We start from the raw sequence: 20,751 nt of genomic DNA on the forward strand, positions 1-20,751 counted from the left end.
CTTCTATTCTACTGGGGCGGTGTCGACTCATGGGTCGCCAGTACGGAGCCGCTCGGTACATCGATCTCATCCAGAACAACGCGGTAGCCCCACAGATCGGCCAATCCCCGTAGCGTCAGTTTCATGTCGTTTTCGGAGAGAATCTGCCCGTTCTGTGTTCGATGTTCCAGCCTCAGTGTACGATCTCCGAACATGTCCACATCCACGATTTCGATTTCCGCGTACCATGCGGACGGATCGTGTGTTGCGGCCACCGTACGACGAATATCGCGATATCCCGCCTCATCATGAATGGCATCCACCAGAAGATAGGGATCACGAGTATCGTCAAGCAGGCGGAACATGCGGAAGTCCCGCATGACACGCGGCGAAAGAAATTGAAGAATGAAACTCTCATCCCGATATTCCGCCCAGGCATAGCGTAGAGTGCCGTAAGGGTCTCCATTTCCCGCAATGTCCGGAAACCAGTGCCGATCCTCTGCCTGCGGCGCTGTGCAGATACGCTCAATGTCTTTCATCATCGCAAAACCGAGGGCATACGGGTTGAAACTCGTCGCCCCCTGCTCATAGCCAAACTGCATGATGACATTGGATGTCGAATGAATAGCCTCCATGAAGGCCGCATCATCAATACGCCCCTGCTCATGCAAGCTGGTCATAATCCGGTCATGCACCCATGTGGCGCATCCCTCGTTCATCAGTTTGAGCTGTGGTTGAGGGTAGAAATACTGCGCGATCAACCGGACGATGCGGATGATCTCGCGCTCCCATGGCGCCAGACGCGGGGCATTTTTTTCCAGAAAATAAAGCAGGTTCTCTTCGGGCAGTCCAAAGCGATGACGCAGCGCTTCCCGCTCACTTTCTCCCTGTGCTATCATCTCCCCCCCTTGAGGCAGGGTGCGCCACAGATCGTTATAGGATTCATCCTCGTGCATCCGACGTGCCCGCGCGCGCTCCTGCTCTCCCCGCAGATCCACCCGCCGCGAACCGCTGTGTCGGTTCACCCCCTGCCCCTGCAACGCATGCGCAGCGTCAAGAACGCGCTCCACCGCCTGCTGTCCGTGCTGCTCCTCGCACCGGGAGATGTAACCGCGTGCGAATTCGAGATAATTCAGGATCTGTGACGGATCGGTCCATTCCTGAAACAGGCGGTTATTCTTGAAGAAATGGTTATGACCGAACGCCGCATGCGCGATGACCAGCGCCTGCATCGTGGCGCTGTTTTCCTCCATCAGATAGCTGATGCAGGGATTGGAATTGATGACAACTTCATACGCCAGCCCCATCAATCCACGACGGTAAGCGTTTTCATGGCTGGCAAAACGCTTACCGTAAGACCAGTGGTGATAACTGATCGGCATGCCATTGGCAGTGTAGACATCCAGCATCTGTTCGGACGTGATGACTTCGATGCGGTTGGGGAAAGTATCCAGACCCAGTTCGTCATGCGCCACACGCTCGATCGCGTCGTAGCAATCGCGGATAATGGAGAAGTTCCAGTCCGCGCCCTGATAGAGCAATCCTTTTCCAGTGTTGGTCATGTGCGGGCAACCTCCGTGCCGGCCTTGCGCGAGAACAGTTCGCGAAAGACCGGAAAGATGTCCTTGCGATCCGTCACCTGCCGGATTGCCAGATGCGCGTTGCGTTCGGCCACTGTGCGCCACGCCTGCCACAAATCCGTCTCACCCCGGATGACGGCACCGGATCCTGCCACCTCGATATAGGCATAGTATTGAACGACGGGCAGGATATCCTCTTCCAGAAGTTTGACGGCGTGAGGCGTGTCGGACGTCGTGTTGTCACCATCTGAGGCCTGGGCCACGTAGATGTTCCACTGTTGCGCGGGATAACGTGCTCGTTGGACATGGATCATTTCTTCCAGCGCAGTCGACACTACCGTTCCGCCCGTGCGCGGATCGTGGAAAAACGTTTCCTCATCCACCTCCTCGGCCGTCTCCGCATGTCGAATGAAGACGATATCGAGTGTCTTGTAACGTTTCTCCAGAAAGACATGCAGGAGAAGGAAGAACTGCTTGGCCAGTTCTTTCATGCGCTCCGTCATGGAACCGGAAACATCCATCAGACAGAACATAACGGCACGCGTGGAGGGCTTGGGAGTAGGCGCGAACCGTCGATAACGTAGATCCACTGGATCGACCCAAGGAATACGGTTGAGCCGCTGCCGCAAAGCGCCGCGTCGTTCACGCAGTTCTTCAAGTTCGAGCAGAGCCGCGTCCGAAAGCGGACGTTCCTCTTCCAATTGCTCGATGCGCGCTTCCACCTCCTTCAGTTCCGCCGGTTTGGGCCGCCCAAGACCAATACGGCGTGCCATGGAGTGCCGCATGGTGCGCCCAAGATCGAGTTGGGAGGGAGATCCCTCGCTGCTCAGGCCTGCACGGCTGGGTGTCGTGGTTTCCGTTGCCGCCAACTCGCGTTTTACAAGATCTGGCAACTCCAGATCGCCGAAGAAGAGATCAAGGAATTCGTCGCGTGACAGCAGGAAACGATAGGAATCCTCCCCACCACCGTCCGTCCCAGCCTGTCCCGCACCGCCACCACCGGCACCGCCGCCCGAAGGAGGACGCCGCAGACGATCGCCGCGCGAAAACTCGTGATTGCCAGAGAGGACAATATGCCGCTTTCCTTCCGTAAACACCCGATGGAAACCGGGTTCATGCAGAGCATCCGCCGGGATGGTGACAGCATTGCCCTGCCCCGTGTCACGGATGCGTCCATTGGCCACGGCTTCACGCACCGCTTCCTGTACCGCTCCGCGCGCCCTTTCCAGCGCACGTCGGCGGTTTTCCAGATTTTTACCGTGTGGATTGGACCGTCTGTCGATAATTTCCAAAGCGCCACTCCCGAGCTTTCGGTGTGTCAGGCGGACTGCTTCACGCGCATGTACCATTCAACGAGCCGGCGCACCTGCCGTTCCGTGTATCCGCGCTCCATCATGCGTTCCACGAACTCGTCATGCTTGCGTTCTGTATCTCCATCCTTCTTGGACCCGAAACTGATGACCGGCAGCAGGTCTTCCACCTGGCTGAACATCCGCTTCTCGATGACATCGCGGATTTTCTCATAAGCGTTCCATGAAGGGTTATGGCCGCCGTTGGAGGCCCGCGCGCGCAGCGAGAACTTCACCACTTCGTTGCGGAAGTCCTTGGGATTGGCGATACCCGCAGGCTTCTCGATCTTGGTCAGTTCCGCATTGAGCAGATCACGATTGAGCATCTGCCCGGTGTCGGGATCCTTGAAATCCTGATCCTCAATCCAAGCGTCGGCATAATCCAGATAGCGGTCGAACAGGTTCTGTCCGTAATCGTTGTAGCTCTCCAGATAAGCTTTCTGGATTTCATTGCCGAGAAACTCGGCATAACGCCCAGCCAGTTCGGATTTCAGAACAGCAAGGTAGTTCGCCTCCACTTCCGGGGGGAACTGCTCACGCCGCACGGTCTGCTCCAGCACATACATCAGATGCACAGGATCAGCCGAAATCTCGGTGGAGTCATGGTTGAAGGTGGCCGACAGCACCTTGTAGGCAAAGCGCGTGGAGACACCGTCCATACCTTCATCCACACCCGCCGCATCGCGATATTCCTGCATGGTGCGGGCTTTCGGATCCGTCTCGCGGATATTTTCTCCGTCATAAACCCGCAGCTTTGCATACTGCGTGGAGTTCGGGTGCGGCTTGAGGCGTGAAAGCACGGCAAAGCGGGCCAGCATGTCGAGCGTGTTGGGCGCAAGCGGCGCGTCTTTCAGAGCCGAACTGTCCACCAGTTTTTCATAGATCTTCGCCTCCTCCGTCACCCGCAGGCAGTAAGGCACCTTGATGACGGAGACACGATCGAGAAACGCCTCATTCGTGCGGTTGTTGCGAAAGCTCTGCCATTCCGCTTCGTTCGAGTGAGCGAGGATCACACCCGTAAAGGGAATGGAGCCGATATTCTCCGTGCCAACATAATTGCCTTCCTGCGTAGCCGTCAGCAGTGGGTGCAGCATTTTGATCGGCGCCTTGAACATCTCGACGAATTCAAGGATGCCCTGATTGGCGCGGTTCAAACCGCCCGAGAAGCTGTAGGCATCCGGATCGTTCTGGCTGAAATGTTCAAGCTGGCGGATGTCCACCTTGCCCACCAACGCCGAGACGTCCTGATTGTTGTCGTCTCCCGGTTCGGTCTTGGCGATGGCAATCTGGCGCAGGCGTGAAGGATGCAGCTTCACCACCGTAAAGCGCGAAATATCGCCGTCGAACTCTTCCAACCGTTTGAGCGCCCAAGGGCTTGCGATTCCGGTCAGTACGCGACGTGGGATGGCGTAATCGCGCTCCAGCGCGTCTCCCATCGTGAAAGGATCGAAAAGGCCGAGCGGGCTTTCGAAAATCGGGCTGAGATGACGACCGGCCTTGAGCACGTAGATCGGTTCATGCTCCATCAGGCTCTTCAGCCGTTCACCCAGAGAGGATTTGCCGCCGCCCACTGGACCCAGCAGATAGATGATCTGCTTGCGTTCCTCCAACCCCTGGGCGGCATGACGGAAGAAGCCCACGATCTGTTCGATCGTCTCCTCCATTCCGTAGAAATCTTTGAAGGCAGGATAGGTCCGCACCGTACGGTTCATGAAGATGCGCGAAAGGCGGGGATCGCGGGAGGTGTCCACAAGTACCGGCTCACCGATTGCCTTGAGCATGCGCTCGGCGGCGCTGGCGTAGCAGGACGGGTCTGTTCGGCACAAATCCAGATAGTCGGCAAGGCTCATTTCGGTCTCGCGATGCCGGTCACGCATCGCGGTAGCGAGAGAAAAGACGTCAGAGACAGAAGCCATATGTCACGCTCTCCGAGAGATGTCAGCGATACTGCTGTGGCGCCGGGAAAACCCTTTCAGGTGGGATGGGAGGAGGGTCGGAACTGTCGCCCGGACATCAGTCTGACCGTTCCAACCGCGAACCGGCAGAACATATTTGCCGAAATGCTCTTCGTCTCTGTCTTCGACTCGTAAACAGGGGTTGTCTTGCAGACAGAAAGCGGGCAAAAGGCGCGGTTCGTGTGGTGTTCATGCAATCACGCTATCGAACACACCACGACATTTTCAAGAGAAATCGCGAGCAGCTTTCGGAAACGCGAAGAACGCGGCTCTTATCTTTGACGATTTATGCCAATGATCCGAACGGGTTGTGCAAAACGTCACCCGGTCTCAGTGTTAAATTGTCGCCTGCGATGTGATGAACATGCCTCACACAGAGTCGCGCCCGACATGCGGACGATTCCAAACCCTGTCCGACAGACGCCGTGATCCTCTCAGATTACCGCGGAAAACGGCGCGTTGAAGACCATTCCGTCAAACGCCGCCTCTATCCCTTCGGGCAAAGTCCGCTCCAACGTGGCCCAGTCCATGAAGGGGCCAAGATGCGTGAGAATGGTGCGACGTGGTGCGATACGGTCACGCCATTCCAGCACCTGCCCCAGCCACGCATGCGCTGAATGGGGCTTCATCTGAAGGCAATCGACCATCCACGTGTCCACGCCTTCGAGACAGGCCAGCGCGTCTTCCGACAGTTCCACCACGTCCGTGCAGTAAGCAAAACCACCGCAGCGGAACCCGAGTGACTCGATCCGTCCATGACGCTGCGTGAAGACATCAAGCTCCAGCCCCACGATCTCCACCTTGCCACGGGGAGGAATGACACGGGCCTCCACTCCGGGACGAAAGGCATCCTGTGGAGTCCATGGGCGAAAAGCGTAGTCGAACCGTGTTCGAATGTCAGAGAGCGTGTGCTCGGTTCCGAATGCCTCGATCGGCCGCCCTAGCTTCCAGTTAAATGGCCGCACATCGTCCAGCCCCGCGATATGATCGGCATGGGCGTGAGTATAAAAAATGGCGTCAGCGTGGGAGATTCCGCAGGCCAGAAGCTGGTTACGCATGTCCGGCCCTGTGTCCACCAGCAGACGACGACCATCGGGAGCCGTGAGCAGGATGGACGCGCGCGTGCGACGGTTGCGTGGCTCTGTCGGATCGCAATCGCCCCAGTCGCCCTTTCCGTCCACGCCGCCAATCAACGGCACGCCGGAAGAACCGCCGCAACCCAGAACGGTGACGGTCAGGAGCTTATCGGACACGCGCGGATCTCCCGGAACACAATGTCAGTGCGCCTTGGTGAAAAGGCGATGAAAATTGGTCGTCGTCGTCTCGGCAAAGGCTTCATCGTCCAGACCATGAAGCTGCGCCACCACACTGGCCGTAAGAGCCGTGTAACCCGGTTCGTTCCGTTTGCCGCGCTTGGGAACGGGCGCAAGAAAGGGTGAATCCGTCTCCACCAATATCCGATCCAGTGGCACCTGCTCCGCGATGTCACGCAGATCCTGCGTTTTAGGGAAGGTCACAAGACCGGAAAAGCTGACATACCCGCCCAGATCGAGCGTTGTGCGCGCCAGTTCCGGACCTGAAGCAAAGCAGTGCAGCAGAAACGGAAACGCGCCCCGGGTCTCGGTCTCGTCCCGCAGGATCTCGGCCACATCCTCATCTGCCTGACGGGCATGAATGACCAGAGGCAGGCCGCTCAGGCGCGCAGCGTGAATATGGGCACGAAAGCTCGCGTGCTGGGTGGGACGAACCTCGGGTGCGCCGTGGAAATAATCCAGTCCGCTTTCTCCGATCGCCACGACTTCCGGCGCATCCGCCAACGCCACGATCTCTTCAGCCTGCGGCACACCTTCTTCCATAACGTGGTCCGGATGCGTACCGATTGCACACCAGATGGAAAGATCCGGCCGCGCGTGACGGGTCAGCGCTTTCTGCACCTGCTGATGCGAGAGGCGCGTGCCGATGGTGACCATACCGTCCAGACCAGCCTCCCGTGCGCGATCAAGAAGACCCGGCATCTCCTCATCCGAAAAATGGTCGAGGTGACAGTGACTGTCGATCAGGCCGGTCATTTCGCACCCTCACCTTCCGGTGCGACATAGCGCGGGAAGATACCTTCGGGTTTCGGCAACGGACGACCCGCGGGCAATGGCACGTCAAGCGCATCGAAATCACGCTCGTCCGTCTCCACCCCAAGCTGTGTGAGCATCCGGTCCATGCTGCCGGGCATATAGGGCTGAAGCACCGTGGCAATGGCACGCAAGGCATCCGCCAGAACGCGCAGGACATCGGCCATGCGCTCCGGATCGGTTTTCTTGAGCGCCCATGGTGCCTGATGGTCAATATAGGCGTTACAGGCGCGGATCAGCTTCCACACCTCTTCCAATGCGTCCGTTAGCGCCACACGCGCGATCTGCGCTTTCATCACATCCGGCAGCACAGCCGCCTGTCCGAGCAGATGCGCGTCCGCTTCTGTGTGCTTGCCCTGCGCTGGCAGCAACCCCCCGCAGTTGCGCGCAATCAGAGAGAGCGTGCGTTGAGCCAGATTGCCCAGATCGTTCGCCAACTCGACATTCATGCGGTTGATTAGTGAGCGACGCGACAGATCGCTGTCCCCACCGAACGGCACTTCACGCATCAGGAAGAAGCGCACGGCGTCCAGTCCGAACTCGGCCACCAGATCGCGCGGGTCGATGACATTGCCGAGCGATTTGCTCATCTTCTCACCTTCGACCGTCCACCAGCCGTTGGAGAAGACCATCTTCGGCAGTTCAATGCCCGCGGCCATCAGGAAGGCAGGCCAATACACCGTGTGGAAACGGGCAATGTCCTTGCCCACCAGATGCAGGTTGGCGGGCCAGAACGCCATGCGTGGACTGTTGGTGTCGGGATAGCCAAGTGCCGTGAGATAGTTGGTCAGGGCATCGAACCACACATACATGACGTGGTCCGCATCGCCCGGCACTGGCACGCCCCATTTGAAGCTCGTGCGGCTGATGGACAGGTCGCGCAGACCCTGCTTGACGAAGCTGACAATCTCGTTGCGACGGCCTGCCGGTCCGATGAAATCGGGATGCGTCTCATAGAGTTCGAGCAGTTTGTCCTGATAGGCCGAAAGCTTGAAGAAATAAGACGGCTCGCGCATCCATTCGACCGGTGCGCCCGTGGGCGCGACCTTGGTGCCGTCCGGGCGCGTGGTGATTTCGTCCTCATTGTAGAACGCCTCGTCACGCAGAGCGTACCAGCCCTCATACGCACCGAGATAAATATCGCCGTTGGCCGCGACTTTTTCCCAGATGGCCTGAGCACCCTTGATATGGCGCGGTTCGGTCGTGCGGATGAAGTCGTCGTAGGAGATGTTCATTGCATCCGCTACGGCACGGAAATCGTTGGAAATCCGATCCGTGAACGCCTGCGGAGCTTCACCGGCGGCCTGCGCGGCCTGTTCCACTTTCTGCCCGTGCTCATCCGTGCCGGTCAGAAAGAACACGTCATCCCCACACAGACGATGGAAACGGGCAACGATGTCGGCAGCGATCGAGGTGTAGGCATGGCCGATATGGGGCGCGCCGTTCACATAATAGATCGGTGTCGTGACGTAGAAACGGCCGGTCATGTCCTGCTCTTCTCAATCCTGCTGTCTACATGGGTCGCGACAGTACGAAGGCGAGAGGCTTCGCAATGTCGGCCTGCGATGTTGCGCCACACATATCGGAACACGCCCGCTCCCGCGACCCCTGCGGGACAAAAACACGTAGCCGCCTCAGCTTCGGCCCGCTGTTGCCGCGAGTGTCAAAGCCTCAATGACCGCTTCCTGCTTATCGAGGTTGAACCGTTCGGTCTGCTCCCGCAAGCTGGCAATCTGATGCCAGACATCGGCAAGATGCGCCCCACGCGCAAGCGGTGCACTCCGCGCGGCATTGGCCAGAGCGTTTCCCAGAAGACCGAAGAACAGCGCAAAAACCGTATCACCACTCCGGCCCAGCGTCTCGGCCACATCCAGAGTGCGTCCAGCGGGCATTCCGGATAGGGCTTCGTGCGCCAGCTTTTCAAGAGCGCCGCCCTTGTCAGCCAGCAGCGTCAACGCCCGCCCCGGCGAGCCTTGCGCCAGTGGCAACACCCGCGCGATTTCCTGTGGCTCGGCCTCCGGCGCGACACGGTCCAGCACGCGGCGCATTTCGGTTTCACTCAACGGCAGGACCGAAAGTTTGCGGACACGGCTGCGGATGGTGGGCAACAAAGCACCGGGCGTGGCGCTGGTCAGGATCAGGATCGCCCGCGCGGGTGGCTCTTCAAGAATCTTGAGCAACGCATTCGCGGCATTGCGATTCATGGCCTCAGCCGTGTCGATGATAACCACCCGCCAGCCACCTTCCGCCGCCGTGCGGTGCATAAAAGCGTTGATGGGCCGGATTTCATCCGCCACGATTTCTCCACGAAACCGCTGGCGTTTTTCATCGAAACTGCGGCCCACGGCCAGCAAGTCAGGATGCGAACCTGCCGTTACGAGATGTCCGGCCTGCGAAGCACCGTCCTGAGCGTTGAGCAGTATTCGCGCCATGCGAAAGGCAAGCGCCGTCTTGCCGATACCTTCCGGCCCCGTCAGCAGCCATGCGTGATGCAGGCGCCCCGAGGCGAAGGCTTTGGCGAACACCGCAAGTTCCGCCTCATGCCCGACCAGCGCGAGCGACGCCTGCCGGGCCGCATCCAGAGGCGAAACCACCGCATTGGGATCGGCCTCGGCAGCCGAAGTGGCACGACGCGCGGCCAATGGTCAGCGCCCTTTCAGAAAGGTCTCGATAATCTCCACGACACGTGCCGTCACGCTTTCCACGCTCGCGGATTCAGACGACACACGCGCGAAACGGGCGGGTTCATGCGCGGCAATCGTCTGGAAGCCCTGTGCCACGCGTGCATGAAACTCCTGATCGGCCCGCTCATAACGATCCAGAATCGCTGCTGCCCCCTCAGGTGCATTCGCAGCAGCCCGCGCGGCAATACGCCTGTGCCCTGTCTCAAGACCGACTTCGAACAACACAGTCAGATCAGGATCGAGATCGATCAGGCCGCGCAGGGAGGCGATCAGGCCGATCAGGCCAGCATCGCCCTGCCCCCGCCCATATCCTTGATAAGCCATGGTTGAATCGAAGAACCGATCGCACAGCACGATCTGCCCCGCCGCGATGGCAGGACGGATCACACGGTCCACATGATCGCACCGTGCCGCGAAATGCGTCATGATTTCGGCCCGCGCCGACAAATCGTGCTTGCCGAACAGCAGCAGTTCACGCAGCGCCTCCGCCCCCGGCGAACCACCGGGTTCCCGGGTGGCCACGACCGTATGCCCCATCTCCGTTAGCTGCGCAGCAACGAGGCGGAGCTGTGTGGATTTGCCCGCGCCTTCTCCGCCCTCGAAAGTGATGAATGCGCCGCGTGCCAGCGTGCTGCTCATCGGATCAGTGATGCCTCAAGCCAAGCCGCGCGGCGATCCGACCGCCAAAGCCCAGCCTCGCGACACTCGCGCCGGCAACGACCGGCACGGTAATGACCGTATCGCCGGAAGGCGCAGGGGCTGCTGACGGAGTCACCGTTCCGCCCGAAACGGACGGCGCTGCCGCAGGAACCGGCGCCGGTGTGGCATTGGCTCGCACGATGAGCGTCATCTGCCCGACAGGCTGCCCCTGCGTAACGGGAGCAGGAATCGGCCCCGAGTAATCAAGAGAAGCCTGCACGCGGTTCTGCCAGCCATGCGGCAGCACCAGCGACACATCCCGCAGCGCCACCACCGGCACGGTTGCACTTTCGCCCAGCCAGACAGGCGCCTGTTCAATGGGCTGCCCCTGATGAACGACCGTTACCAGTTCGAAATTGGCAAATGCCCACGCCATCAGTCGCTCGCCCTCATGCGCACGGGCGTTGGTGGTGGGCGTGCCGTTGATGGTCATGATGACCCGGCGACCTTCGCGCTTGGAAGAAGCACACAGGCCAAACCCACCCGCATCCGTGTGACCGGTCTTCAGCCCATCGGCCAAACCCTTGTCCACCAGCACATTGCGGTTGCCCTGATTGATCTTGTTGAAGCTGAAAGAGGTTTCTGAGAAGAAATGATAATATTGCGGGAAATCGCGGATCAGGTGCGCGGCGATGGTGCAGGTGTCGCGGGCCGACATGTAATGGCCTTCCGCAGGCCACCCGGTCGTGTTCACGTAGTGCGTGTTGGTCATGCCCAGCTTGGCGGCCGTCTCGTTCATCACGGCGACAAACTGCTCTTCCGAGCCGGAAATGCCTTCCGCCAGCACAATGCACGCATCGTTGCCGGACTGGATCAGCATCCCCTGAATCAGTTCCTGCACAGCGATGCTCGCGCCCAGCGGCACGAACATCTTCGACCCCTGCATCCGCCAGGCTTTCTCGCTGACAGGAAGCTGCTGATCGAGCCGCAGACGACCGGACTGAAGCATGGTGAAGACGACATAAGCCGTCATCATCTTCGTCATGGAGGAGGGCGGCATATGCTCGTCCGCCGCCTTCTCCAGCAGGGTCTGCCCGCTGTCGAAATCGATGATGCACGCCCAGCGCGCAATCGTGTCCACTGGCCCGATGGGCGTCGTCGCCGGTGTGGAAGGAACGGCAGGCGTTTCGCTCGCAGCGGCAGCCGCCTTGTGCCCCCCGCCATGATGCGAGCGCGCCGAAGCGGTGCGGCTGAGAAGGCTTGCGCTTCCGGCGAGAGCCGCAGTGCCAGCAAGAAGAATCCGTCGAGTCTGCACGATCCAATCCTATTCGACGACTATGTGCGCACCCGTTAACCCGGCAGCCAGTGCCCGGTCCAGAGCTGCATCGGCTTCATCCACCCGTGTGAACGGCCCCACACGCACGCGCCACAGTGGCCCACGGTCATCGTCAGACGCGCTGACGGTGCCGCCGGCCCGCATGGCGGCAAGCGCTGCATAGGAGCGCTGGGTAAAGCGCCCGATTTCAATCCACAAGCTGGTCGGCACGGCCCACTCCTGTCGTGCCGTCACCGGAAGAGCAGCAAGTGCGGTCACAGGCGCGTAGCTTGATCCGACCGCGGCGGGGCTGGTAGAAGTCTGGACAACACCATTCTTCCCATCCAGCGCGTTGACTGTCACCTGCTCCACTGGAGCCGCCTGCATATTTAGCAAAGGACCACCGGGCAGCGTTTCGGCGAACATGCGGCTCGGCAGCTCATCCTCGATGATCTCAACACGCGCAGGTGATGTGCTCATGGCCAGCATCCGTGCCGCCTGCGGCGTAAGTGAGAGCAGCCGTCCACGCTGCACCGGACCGCGATCATTGATGCGGATTGTGATCTCGCGTCCATTATCGAGATTGCGCACGGTGACCTGCGCTGGAAGCTGGAGCGTGGGATGGGCGCCCGCCATGGCCTGCGGATCGTAGACCTCACCATCGGCTGTCAGGCGCGAAGCATCGGTCGGTGGGTCGATGACCGCCAGACCCGTCGCGCGATAGGACAGATCCTGCTGGGGATAATGCCATACCCCATCGGCCTGATAGGCCGCACCGACTTCATAATGAACATGCGGCGTCAGTGTCGGACGCGGTGGCTGGCAGGCGCTGACGCCCAAAGCCAGCACCAACGGCCAGCCGTGGCCAGCGACACGCGCACCCGCCTTCACGGCACGGCAGATCATGTGGTGGCGGCACCCATCAGGCCGACGCCCAGCGCATAATAATCGGAAGGGTTATAGCGCCGGATGACGTTGAAATTGTGATAGACCATGAACGCTTCCGTGCCGGGTCCATCGGGGCGCACGATCGCGCCTTCCACATCGGAACGGGAGAACTTCGAGCCGTCCTTGCGGCGCACGCCCGCCTGCGTCCACGCCTCAAGCGTGCGCGTATGCTCCCGTCCGATTTCGGCCTGCGCGAGCGTTTCGGGAACGGTGACCTCCTGCCCCCAGGGCTCACCGGTGCGCCAGCCGCATTTCGCCAGATAGTTGGCGATCGACATCATCACATCCGGCACATTGGTCCAGATGTCGGCATGGCCCGAGCCATCCATGCTGCGAGCGTAGCGCAGATAGGCGCTGGGCATGAACTGCGGCTGCCCCATGGCCCCTGCGTAACTGCCCGTCATGTGAGCCGGCGCGATACGCCCCTCGCCCAGAATCTGGAGTGCTTTGAGAAGTTCGGAGCGAAAGAAGGAAGAGCGACGGCCATCATACGCCAGCGTCGCCAACGCATCGATGACGTTGAACCCACCCGTCAGCTTGCCGTACCACGACTCCATGCCCCAGATGCCCATGACCGGCTGACGATCCACGCCCGTGCGGGCTTCCACAGCTTCAAGCGTGCCGTTGTAACTTGCCAGCGCCTTGCGGCCCGCATCGATTTTGGTCTGAGTGATGACGCGCTGGCGGTACTGCGCCCAGGTCAGCGTAAACTCGGGCTGATGACGGTCGAGTTTGAGCACCTTGGCGTTTGGCGCATGAGTCAGGGCCAGAGCTTCGGTCACGATGGAGGCCGGCACACCCTGCTGCACCGCCTGCTCCCGCACGCCAGCCAGAAAGGCGCTGTAGGACGACGTGGCGTTGGATCTGGTGCCCGACGCGGCCGCAGCGAGAGCCGCGGGCGATTTGAGCGCCGTCGCCATGCCCGAAGCCACAAGACCACCAACTGCGGCACGCCGACCGATCATGCGCCTTGCCCGGACAAACTCGACCACACTGCTCTCCGTTTCAGATTCTGCTCGTGCCCGATCTACGGGACGGTCTTCCTTAATACCTTGGAAGCACAGGCTCCATAGTCGTGAAATGACGTGGCGTCTTGTGTGGCGCGTCCATCACGGTTTCAGGCGACGACGCTCGGCAATTCCGTACATGATGAAATGACGGAAGGCCTCCAGACCTTTTTCCACGACATCCGGATTTGCGGCCAGATAATCAGCCGAATCAAAATAAGGATTGGGATTGCGGCCCTCTTTCGCCCCCGTTTGGCGGTAATGCTGCACCGGGTTCATCCCGGCCTGCCGCACATCGGGATTGGTCTTCAGATACCACTGTGGGTCGAAATAGCGTGCTTCGGTCGGAATGGCACGCGCCTCTTCCTCGCTCAGACAGACAATGGTGGCTGTCGGACGAATCTGGGCTTTCGGCACCACTGCGGACTCGGCTGCGTGGACAGGTCGCCGCCGGACACCAAGCGCTGCGGGCGCCTTCCGCCCGGCAACAGCACGCCGCAATGCGGTGAGGCGCTTCGCTCCCTGCGGCGGCAGATCGGGGATTTCACGGGCAATCGCGCTGATAGAACAGAAAGTATCGGGCAAACCGTTGGTCCTGCAGCAATGACGAACAATCGGGGCTGGCTTACGCAACCCGAGAAAAGGAATAATGATTCATTAACACAAAGAGTCGGCCACAGGCAGGCATGATCCCTCTCTTCATGCGATGCGAGTTGGAGATTGTCGTCGGACATGCAAAGAGCAGGGCATGTCCCTTGCTTCCTCCGGCAATCTGGGCGCGTGGCTGGAAGCGGCCTCCCATGAGCCGCTCGCTCAGGCGCTGGCGATCCTGCTTGGCACCTTTATCCTCGAAGATGGCGCAACCATCCTGACCGCCATTGCCGTGGGCGATGGTGTGGTGGCGCTCCCTCTTGCGCTTGCTTCCCTGTATGTCGGCATCGTCACCGGAGACGCGGGCCTGTACGGACTGGGGCGACTGGCCGCTTTCTGGCCGCCTGCCCGCCGATGGGCGCCATCCGGACAGGAAACCGCGCGCATGGGCGACAAACCGGCGATGGGCTGGTGGCGGGGCGCCGCCCTATTTCGCGTAATCTTCGTCTGCCGCTTCATTCCCGGCACGCGCCTGCCGATCTACACTGCATCGGGATTTTTCGCGGCCGGTTTCCGTGTGTTTCTGCTCGCCACAATTGCGGCGACCTTCATCTGGACCAGCGCGCTGTTTGCCTTATCGCTGAAAATCGGTCAGGTGCTGCTGGATGCGCTGGGAGCTTGGCGCTGGGTCGGGGTGGCCGGATTTGTGGTCGCCATCTTTCTAGTCGGGCGACATATCGCCCGCATGCAGTCTCCAACGTCACGGGTTTGAGCCACGATGGACCAGTTACACGAAATCGAGCTTACGCCCGACAGCACTCTCTCCATGCCGGACATCACCCCCTCGGACGCTCCTTCTCCCCTTCCCCGCCTCGCCAGCGCAAAGGTACCCGCTCCGCCCATGGAAACACCACGTCGCCGGACGTCGCGCGCCCGCAAGCTGTTCGAGTCTGTCATGGGGCGCGGAAAAGACGAACACGAACCGCTCAGCTTCTTCGAGTTCTGGCCCGGTTGGCTCTTCTACACTCCCATTGTCGCATACTGGATCGCCATGGGTGTGCGGTATCGCGACTTCGGGATGCCCACAGCCGCAAATCCGCTAATTTCCACCGGCGGCCTCTGCGGCGAAAGCAAGAGTTCCATCCTCGACATGGCCGGTCCCTTCGCCCGGCAGTTCATCGCTCCATGGGTCGTTCTGGACACCGACACCAACGATCTGACACGAGCACAAGCTGCTCTTGCTGCAGCAGGGATTTCCCTGCCCGTGGTGGTGAAACCCGACATCGGGTGCAACGGTACGGGTGTGAAGCTGGCGCGGACCACGGACGCACTGGCGCTCGCACTGGCGGAATTTCCCAGAGGTGTGCGGCTTGTGCTTCAGCGTCTCATCCCATGGGAGCATGAGGCCGGACTGTTCTATATCCGCCACCCTCAGGAAGACTGCGGTCAGATCACATCTCTCACTTACAAGGACGTGCCGGCGTTGACGGGCGATGGGCGTTCCACTGTCGCGGAACTGCTCGACGCCGATCCCCGCACGCGCCTCCTGCCGCACATTTATCGCCCCCGACTGGCGGACCGGCTCAATGATGTGCTGTCCAAAAGGCAGACTCTGCCACTCGTGTTCACGGGCAATCACTGCAAAGGCGCGATCTTCCGCAATGGAGCAGCGGACATTACGCCCGCCCTGACAGATGTGCTCAACCGCATCCTGCGCGACATCCCCGAGTTTCATTTCGGACGCATCGACGTGAAATTCCGATCGGAAAGCGCCCTGCGCGAAGGCAAGGATTTCGAAATCATCGAGATCAACGGTGTTGGGTCGGAGGCCACCCATATCTGGGATGCTCATACGACGCTGCGCGAGGCCTATGCGGCGCAGTTTCATCATTATGGCGAGGCGTTCCGGATCGGCGCGAAAAACCGGGCGCGGGGCTGGAAATCGACCTCCCTGCCCGCAGGCATTCGGCAATGGCGCGAACAGAAGCGGCTCCTGCGTTCTTACCCCCAGAACGACTGAGATATCACTCCGTCGGCAGACCACCATTGCCGAAGATGTAGTTGCTCACCTGCTGCTCCAGGCTCAGCGGTTCGCGCGTGTGCGTCAGCATATCCCCCGCCTTGACAAGCTGGGGCGATTTTCCCGGCTCGATCATCAGCGCATTGTCACGCGAGAGCGTGGGTGCCCCGACCGTCAGCACGCTGTCCACCGGGAAATGCAACGTATCATTCACCTCAAACGCTACGACAGCCATGTCTGTCTGCGGATCGAGATGAATGGAGGACACGCGACCGACCGTCACACCTGACAGAGCGACATCAGCACCGCGCGCAAGCCCATTGGCGGAGACAAAGCGTGCCGACAGCGGATAGCGCGGCACGCCATGCCCCGTCTGCATGCTGCGGGCATAGATCCCAAAACCGGCGGCAATTCCCAGCACAAGCAGGCTGAACACGGCGGTGCCGGTCTGACGATTATGACCCATGCGATCTGTCTCCCTCCAGGAAGCGCGTTTCTCCACGCACTAATGGCGGAGGGCGACAGGACGTCAAGCCGAGGAAATGCGTGGAGGCTGGTATCGTTTTTCCGTAGCCCACGTTAATACAACTTTTAAGTCGTTCGACTCCCTATCGTCATTACCGTGCCTGCAACGATCATCGTCACGCATGCACGCAACAAACAGGTTTTTGCACATGACGCTGTTGCAGGCTTTGGTCATCGCCATCCTTCAGGGGGCGACGGAACTCTTTCCTGTCAGCAGTCTCGGCCATGCCGTACTTCTTCCGGCCCTGCTCCACTGGCCTTTCAATGAAAGCGACGAGACGTTTCTGCCGTTTCTCGTCATGCTGCATCTGGGCACATCCGTTGCCCTTTTCGTGTTCTTCTGGCGCGACTGGGCCGCCATTTTCAGTGGACTGTTCGGACGTCACGGCAATCGCTACCGGCTTGAAAGCCTGCGCATCCTTTTTCTGCTCGTCATCGCCACCATCCCGGCCATTATCGTGGGAGGACTGTTCGAGCATCTTCTGCGTCACCTCTTTGGTTCGCCGTTACCTGTGGCCGGTCTGTTGGTGGTCAACGGCCTGATGCTGCTAACGGTAGAACGCCTGCGCTCACATCTCCCGACCAAGGCGGCCTCCATAAACGAAGCCGCTGATCGCCCCATTGCCAGTCTCTCCGCACAGGACGCTTTGGTGATCGGCTCTTTCCAGTGTCTGGCCCTCTTTCCGGGCATTTCGCGCTCGGGTGCGACCATCGCCGGTGGCCTGCTGCGTGGACTGCATCATGATGTGGCGGCACGCTTCTCGTTCCTGATGGCCGAACCGGTCATTCTGGCGGCCACCGCTCACCAGCTTTTCAAAATGCGGCATATGACCGTCACGTCCGAGCAGATTCATATCGGACTGATTGCAGCCGTCGTCTCCGGAATCACGGCCCTGATCTGCACGGCTGTCCTGATGCGTTACTTCCGCAACCACGATAACTGGGCGCTCGCGCCTTTCGCGATTTACTGCATCCTGATGGGCATTGGCTCGTTCGCAGTGCTGCACGGCGTTCACTGACGCCCGGCTCTGCAACGGTCATCCGTCCTGTCTGTCGGACAAACGGCGCGGTCGCGCCATTTGCGAATGAAACAGACACGGACAGTCGCCCGGAGGAGGCAAGAATTATCCACACTCCACCCGCCGCTCCCGCCAATAGAGAGATTGGGGAAGCCTCCGGTGACATGACGCTGCGACGCACACTTGGACCAATACAACTGACCATGCTGGGTGTCGGCTCCACGATTGGTGCTGGTATCTACGTAATGACCGGCACCGCAGCGGCCAATTACGCCGGTCCGGCCATTGTGCTGTCCTTCATGCTCGCGGGACTTGCCTGCCTGTTCACAGCCTTTTCCTATGGCGAACTGGCAGCCGCCATGCCCGTTTCCGGCTCGGCCTATGGTTACGCGCGCCTCTCCTTCGGGCGGGCAGGCGCATGGTGGGTCGGCTGGCTCCTACTCCTCGAATACGGAATCTCATGCTCGGGCGTCGCCGCGGGTTTCTCCGGCTATGCGACGAGCCTGCTGGCGGACTTCGGCGTGATGGTGCCGGGTTGGCTGCACACAACCATGCTCCAGACAGTGACATCCGCCAGCACGATGCACGTCACGTTCGCCCCACGCCTCGATCTGATTGGCGCCGCCTGTGTGTTGCTCGTGACGTTCCTTCTCATGCTGGGCGTGCAGGAATCCGCGCGGATCAACACAGCCATCGTCCTGCTTAAAGTGGGCGTCCTGTTCGTGTTCGTGGCAGTGGGTATTCCCGCCATCCACCCGGCCCTCTGGCACCCCTTCATCCCACCCTATGAAGGAGGATTCCGTTATGGCGTGCCCGGTATCTTCCGGGCTGCTTCCGTGATTTTCTTTGCCTATGTCGGCTTCGAGGTCGTCTCGACCGCCTCTCCCGAAGCTCGCAACCCCAAGCGCGACGTGCCGATTGGCATCATCGTCTCCCTCATCCTGTCCACGGTGGTCTATCTGTGCGTGGCATTGGTGCTGATGGGCGTGGTGCCATGGCGTACGCTCGACGTGGCCGATCCGCTGGCGCTGGCGGTCGATGCCATCGGCTGGCCGTCGCTGGCGCTGCTGGTCAAGCTTGGAGCCGTGATCGGCCTGTGTTCCGTGGTGTTCGGACTGCTTTATGGGCAAAGCCGGATTTTCTTTACCATGGCGCGTGACCGGCTTCTACCGGCCTTCTTCTGCACGCTCCATCCGCGCTACCGCACCCCCACGCACGGCACGCTCGTTCTCGGTACGATCGTGGCGCTTGCGACAGCTCTCCTGCCCATCGACATCATCAGCGATCTGGTCAGTCTCGGCACGGCAACAGCGTTCGCTGCCGTCAATCTGACCGCCATCATAGATCGTAACCGTCGCCCGGACGCGCCCCGGCCTTTCCGCATGCCGTCCGCCAGCGTCCGGATCAAAGGCATGACCATCGGGATCATACCCACGCTGGGCATCTTCTTCTCGATGGTTATGGTTTTTCCGCTCGTCTCGGATATGCTCCTCGGTCTGTTCACCGGAAACCCGATCTCTGCGATTCTGCTTCTCGTTTACCTGGGCTGTGGGGCCGGAATCTTCCGGTTTTTCGGAAGCCGCCATGCCTAGAGAGCTGTTTTCTCACGTCTTCCACGGCAAAATGCGCCCACCCGCTTGACGCGCCTCCGCCGGAAAGCTATTTCCCCGCTCACCGGCGCGATGGCGGTGTAGCTCAGCGGTAGAGCAGGGGAATCATAATCCCTTGGTCGGCGGTTCAAATCCGTCCACCGCTACCATCCGCCGGTTCTTTCCAACGTTACTGATACAGTCCCGGTGGCGGCTCCCATCCCGTGAGTAGATGCCGGCCGATTTCCTCGTGCTTCCATTCCACCGGATCATGCAGAGACAACGTGCGGGCATCGCGCCAGTACCGGTCGAATCCCACCCGTGCATCGGTCACTCTCGCCCCCAGAACGGACATGAGGTCGGACGTCGCACGCAATGCAGACCGTGTGGCGCTGGACCGGGCTGCATAGACAGACATCGCAACATCGGTGCGCGACACCTCCGCTCGTTCGAAGGCATCCAGAAGTTCCGCTGCATTTCGCCCCAGAGCACAGGCCGCCGCCAAATCGGCGCCGATTTCTCCAAACAACCGCCGAACCAGAAGATCGTCACTAGCCCGCTCCACCTGGGCGGAAGGCCAAGGCCGGCTTGTGGTCACTACAAAATCATTCGCAGCATTCAGTGCACCTGCACCAATACCCAGCAGGATCATGGAAAACCCATTCTGGTAGCGCAGAGAACCATGAACGGGCGGCATTCGTCCCGGTGCCAGCGCGCTCCAGTTTGGGTGTGTGCGCAGGTTCTCAAATGTCACGCTGCCGGAATCCGTGGCGCGCTGCCCGAGACGATCCCAGTCCTGCCCGATCGTCATGCCCGGCGTTCCAGCCGGCACTAGATCCAACCGCATGGCCTGCTGTCCAAGATCGAAAGACGCCACAAGAATCAGATCCGCCCCAGCGGCTCCAGTTGCATAAATCTTGCGTCCGTTGAGGACATACCCTCCCTCCCCATCTGGCGCGGCCGTCACCTGCCCAAACTGATCGACACTGCGTCCATTCTCGGCAATAGCGGCCCCTATGATGGCCCGGTCTTCACAAACGGCCTTCACCAATGCGGCGCAAAAGCGCTCCGACCCCACATCGAGCAGTTCGCGTGTCAGGTCGTCATGCACTTTGTATATCTGCGCGACAGCGGGATCGGCCCTGCCCAGTTCAAACATCAAATGTTGGGAAAGAGCCTGTGAAAAGCCCAGGCCGCCATGCGCCACAGGTACAGGCACCCTGAGAAAATCCGCCGCTTTCAGAGCGGCAATGGACTGTCGTGGATAACGTCCCTGCCGATCGTTCTCGGCGGCCATAGGCGCAATATCCTCACGGATGACGCGCCTAAACGTCTCCATTGCGGATTTGTGCTGTTCAGAAACAGGAAAAGACGGAAGCAGACACCCCAACCGATCCGGCAGATCATTGTCGTGCTGTTTCATTC

General features: G+C 60.3%; 18 protein-coding genes and 1 tRNA gene. 5 read left to right on the forward strand and 14 right to left on the reverse strand.

Annotated elements, in window-relative coordinates:
* Window positions 1-8 precede the first annotated feature (8 nt).
* The 12 genes from KUA11_RS04220 to KUA11_RS17430 all read right to left on the reverse strand — a co-directional run bounded on the left by KUA11_RS04220 (window position 9) and on the right by KUA11_RS17430 (window position 14,167).
* Window positions 9-1,541, reverse strand: a complete 1,533-nt coding sequence (locus tag KUA11_RS04220) for a SpoVR family protein (protein WP_217409115.1) — start codon at window positions 1,539-1,541, stop codon at window positions 9-11.
* Window positions 1,538-2,908, reverse strand: a complete 1,371-nt coding sequence (locus KUA11_RS04225; RefSeq protein ID WP_475638914.1) for a DUF444 family protein — start codon at window positions 2,906-2,908, stop codon at window positions 1,538-1,540. The genes KUA11_RS04220 and KUA11_RS04225 overlap by 4 nt, the downstream gene beginning before the upstream one ends.
* Entirely contained in the window at window positions 2,878-4,824 is a 1,947-nt protein-coding gene (locus tag KUA11_RS04230; RefSeq protein ID WP_166312744.1) for a PrkA family serine protein kinase, read from the reverse strand. Before KUA11_RS04230 ends, KUA11_RS04225 begins: the two co-directional genes overlap by 31 nt.
* Before the next feature lie 473 nt (window positions 4,825-5,297).
* A complete protein-coding gene (locus KUA11_RS04235) occupies window positions 5,298-6,116 on the reverse strand; it encodes an MBL fold metallo-hydrolase (protein ID WP_368040916.1) in 819 nt (272 codons plus the stop codon).
* A 24-nt stretch (window positions 6,117-6,140) separates the two neighbouring features.
* Complete coding sequence (locus KUA11_RS04240) at window positions 6,141-6,932, reverse strand: TatD family hydrolase (protein WP_217409117.1); 792 nt, start codon at window positions 6,930-6,932, stop codon at window positions 6,141-6,143.
* Window positions 6,929-8,476: a methionine--tRNA ligase gene (metG, locus tag KUA11_RS04245; protein WP_217409118.1), complete on the reverse strand. Its 1,548-nt coding sequence runs from the start codon at window positions 8,474-8,476 to the stop codon at window positions 6,929-6,931. Before metG ends, KUA11_RS04240 begins: the two co-directional genes overlap by 4 nt.
* Before the next feature lie 147 nt (window positions 8,477-8,623).
* Window positions 8,624-9,571: a DNA polymerase III subunit delta' gene (locus tag KUA11_RS04250; protein WP_217409221.1), complete on the reverse strand. Its 948-nt coding sequence runs from the start codon at window positions 9,569-9,571 to the stop codon at window positions 8,624-8,626.
* 63 nt (window positions 9,572-9,634) lie between these two features.
* Complete coding sequence (tmk, locus tag KUA11_RS04255; protein ID WP_217409119.1) at window positions 9,635-10,312, reverse strand: dTMP kinase; 678 nt, start codon at window positions 10,310-10,312, stop codon at window positions 9,635-9,637.
* Window positions 10,313-10,316: 4 nt separating this feature from the next.
* On the reverse strand, window positions 10,317-11,630 hold the full coding sequence (locus KUA11_RS04260; protein ID WP_217409222.1) for a D-alanyl-D-alanine carboxypeptidase family protein: 1,314 nt from the start codon (window positions 11,628-11,630) through the stop codon (window positions 10,317-10,319).
* A 6-nt stretch (window positions 11,631-11,636) separates the two neighbouring features.
* Complete coding sequence (locus tag KUA11_RS04265) at window positions 11,637-12,533, reverse strand: septal ring lytic transglycosylase RlpA family protein (protein WP_217409120.1); 897 nt, start codon at window positions 12,531-12,533, stop codon at window positions 11,637-11,639.
* Window positions 12,530-13,540, reverse strand: a complete 1,011-nt coding sequence (locus tag KUA11_RS04270) for a lytic murein transglycosylase (protein ID WP_217409223.1) — start codon at window positions 13,538-13,540, stop codon at window positions 12,530-12,532. The genes KUA11_RS04265 and KUA11_RS04270 overlap by 4 nt, the downstream gene beginning before the upstream one ends.
* Window positions 13,541-13,684: 144 nt before the next feature.
* Window positions 13,685-14,167 (reverse strand): hypothetical protein, encoded by a 483-nt coding sequence (locus KUA11_RS17430; protein ID WP_254454641.1) that lies wholly within the window; start codon window positions 14,165-14,167, stop codon window positions 13,685-13,687.
* A gap of 163 nt (window positions 14,168-14,330) precedes the next feature.
* Here KUA11_RS17430 and KUA11_RS04280 point away from each other — a divergent pair, with 163 nt between their 5' ends.
* Together KUA11_RS04280 and KUA11_RS04285 are read left to right on the forward strand one after the other, a co-directional pair.
* Window positions 14,331-14,945, forward strand: coding sequence for a DedA family protein (locus KUA11_RS04280; protein ID WP_217409121.1), 615 nt, complete (start codon window positions 14,331-14,333; stop codon window positions 14,943-14,945).
* A 183-nt stretch (window positions 14,946-15,128) separates the two neighbouring features.
* Window positions 15,129-16,193, forward strand: a complete 1,065-nt coding sequence (locus tag KUA11_RS04285; RefSeq protein WP_217409225.1) for a D-alanine--D-alanine ligase — start codon at window positions 15,129-15,131, stop codon at window positions 16,191-16,193.
* A gap of 4 nt (window positions 16,194-16,197) precedes the next feature.
* Here KUA11_RS04285 and KUA11_RS04290 read toward each other — a convergent pair whose 3' ends face one another.
* Window positions 16,198-16,659 carry an MlaD family protein gene (locus tag KUA11_RS04290; RefSeq protein WP_217409122.1) on the reverse strand — a complete coding sequence of 154 codons (462 nt, stop codon included), beginning with the start codon at window positions 16,657-16,659 and terminating at the stop codon, window positions 16,198-16,200.
* 208 nt (window positions 16,660-16,867) lie between these two features.
* On the opposite strand from KUA11_RS04290, the gene KUA11_RS04295 reads away from it, so the two are divergent.
* From KUA11_RS04295 to KUA11_RS04305, 3 genes are all read left to right on the forward strand, one after another.
* A complete protein-coding gene (locus KUA11_RS04295; RefSeq protein WP_217409123.1) occupies window positions 16,868-17,737 on the forward strand; it encodes an undecaprenyl-diphosphate phosphatase in 870 nt (289 codons plus the stop codon).
* A gap of 164 nt (window positions 17,738-17,901) precedes the next feature.
* A complete protein-coding gene (locus KUA11_RS04300) occupies window positions 17,902-19,329 on the forward strand; it encodes an APC family permease (RefSeq protein ID WP_217409124.1) in 1,428 nt (475 codons plus the stop codon).
* Between the two features lie 92 nt (window positions 19,330-19,421).
* Window positions 19,422-19,496 (forward strand) — tRNA-Met (locus tag KUA11_RS04305).
* 20 nt (window positions 19,497-19,516) lie between these two features.
* On the opposite strand, the gene KUA11_RS04310 is transcribed toward KUA11_RS04305, so the two are convergent.
* Window positions 19,517-20,749, reverse strand: coding sequence for an acyl-CoA dehydrogenase family protein (locus KUA11_RS04310; RefSeq protein WP_217409125.1), 1,233 nt, complete (start codon window positions 20,747-20,749; stop codon window positions 19,517-19,519).
* Window positions 20,750-20,751: the final 2 nt, after the last annotated feature.

The sequence above is a fragment of the Acetobacter estunensis genome, assembly GCF_019083805.1.
In the GTDB taxonomy this organism is placed as follows: Bacteria; Pseudomonadota; Alphaproteobacteria; order Acetobacterales; family Acetobacteraceae; genus Acetobacter; species Acetobacter estunensis_A.

What these genes read in the sequence shown, in the direction of transcription:
- KUA11_RS04310 (WP_217409125.1), bottom strand. Translation starts at nt 20,749, where the DNA reads ATGAAACAGCACGACAATGATCTGCCGGATCGGTTGGGGTGTCTGCTT.
- KUA11_RS04225 (WP_475638914.1), bottom strand. Translation starts at nt 2,908, where the DNA reads ATGGTACATGCGCGTGAAGCAGTCCGCCTGACACACCGAAAGCTCGGG.
- KUA11_RS04280 (WP_217409121.1), top strand. Translation starts at nt 14,331, where the DNA reads ATGTCCCTTGCTTCCTCCGGCAATCTGGGCGCGTGGCTGGAAGCGGCC.
- metG (WP_217409118.1), bottom strand. Translation starts at nt 8,476, where the DNA reads ATGACCGGCCGTTTCTACGTCACGACACCGATCTATTATGTGAACGGC.
- KUA11_RS04300 (WP_217409124.1), top strand. Translation starts at nt 17,902, where the DNA reads ATGACGCTGCGACGCACACTTGGACCAATACAACTGACCATGCTGGGT.
- tmk (WP_217409119.1), bottom strand. Translation starts at nt 10,312, where the DNA reads ATGAGCAGCACGCTGGCACGCGGCGCATTCATCACTTTCGAGGGCGGA.
- KUA11_RS04295 (WP_217409123.1), top strand. Translation starts at nt 16,868, where the DNA reads ATGACGCTGTTGCAGGCTTTGGTCATCGCCATCCTTCAGGGGGCGACG.
- KUA11_RS04290 (WP_217409122.1), bottom strand. Translation starts at nt 16,659, where the DNA reads ATGGGTCATAATCGTCAGACCGGCACCGCCGTGTTCAGCCTGCTTGTG.
- KUA11_RS04230 (WP_166312744.1), bottom strand. Translation starts at nt 4,824, where the DNA reads ATGGCTTCTGTCTCTGACGTCTTTTCTCTCGCTACCGCGATGCGTGAC.
- KUA11_RS04285 (WP_217409225.1), top strand. Translation starts at nt 15,129, where the DNA reads ATGGGGCGCGGAAAAGACGAACACGAACCGCTCAGCTTCTTCGAGTTC.
- KUA11_RS04240 (WP_217409117.1), bottom strand. Translation starts at nt 6,932, where the DNA reads ATGACCGGCCTGATCGACAGTCACTGTCACCTCGACCATTTTTCGGAT.
- KUA11_RS04265 (WP_217409120.1), bottom strand. Translation starts at nt 12,533, where the DNA reads ATGATCTGCCGTGCCGTGAAGGCGGGTGCGCGTGTCGCTGGCCACGGC.
- KUA11_RS04270 (WP_217409223.1), bottom strand. Translation starts at nt 13,540, where the DNA reads ATGATCGGTCGGCGTGCCGCAGTTGGTGGTCTTGTGGCTTCGGGCATG.
- KUA11_RS04220 (WP_217409115.1), bottom strand. Translation starts at nt 1,541, where the DNA reads ATGACCAACACTGGAAAAGGATTGCTCTATCAGGGCGCGGACTGGAAC.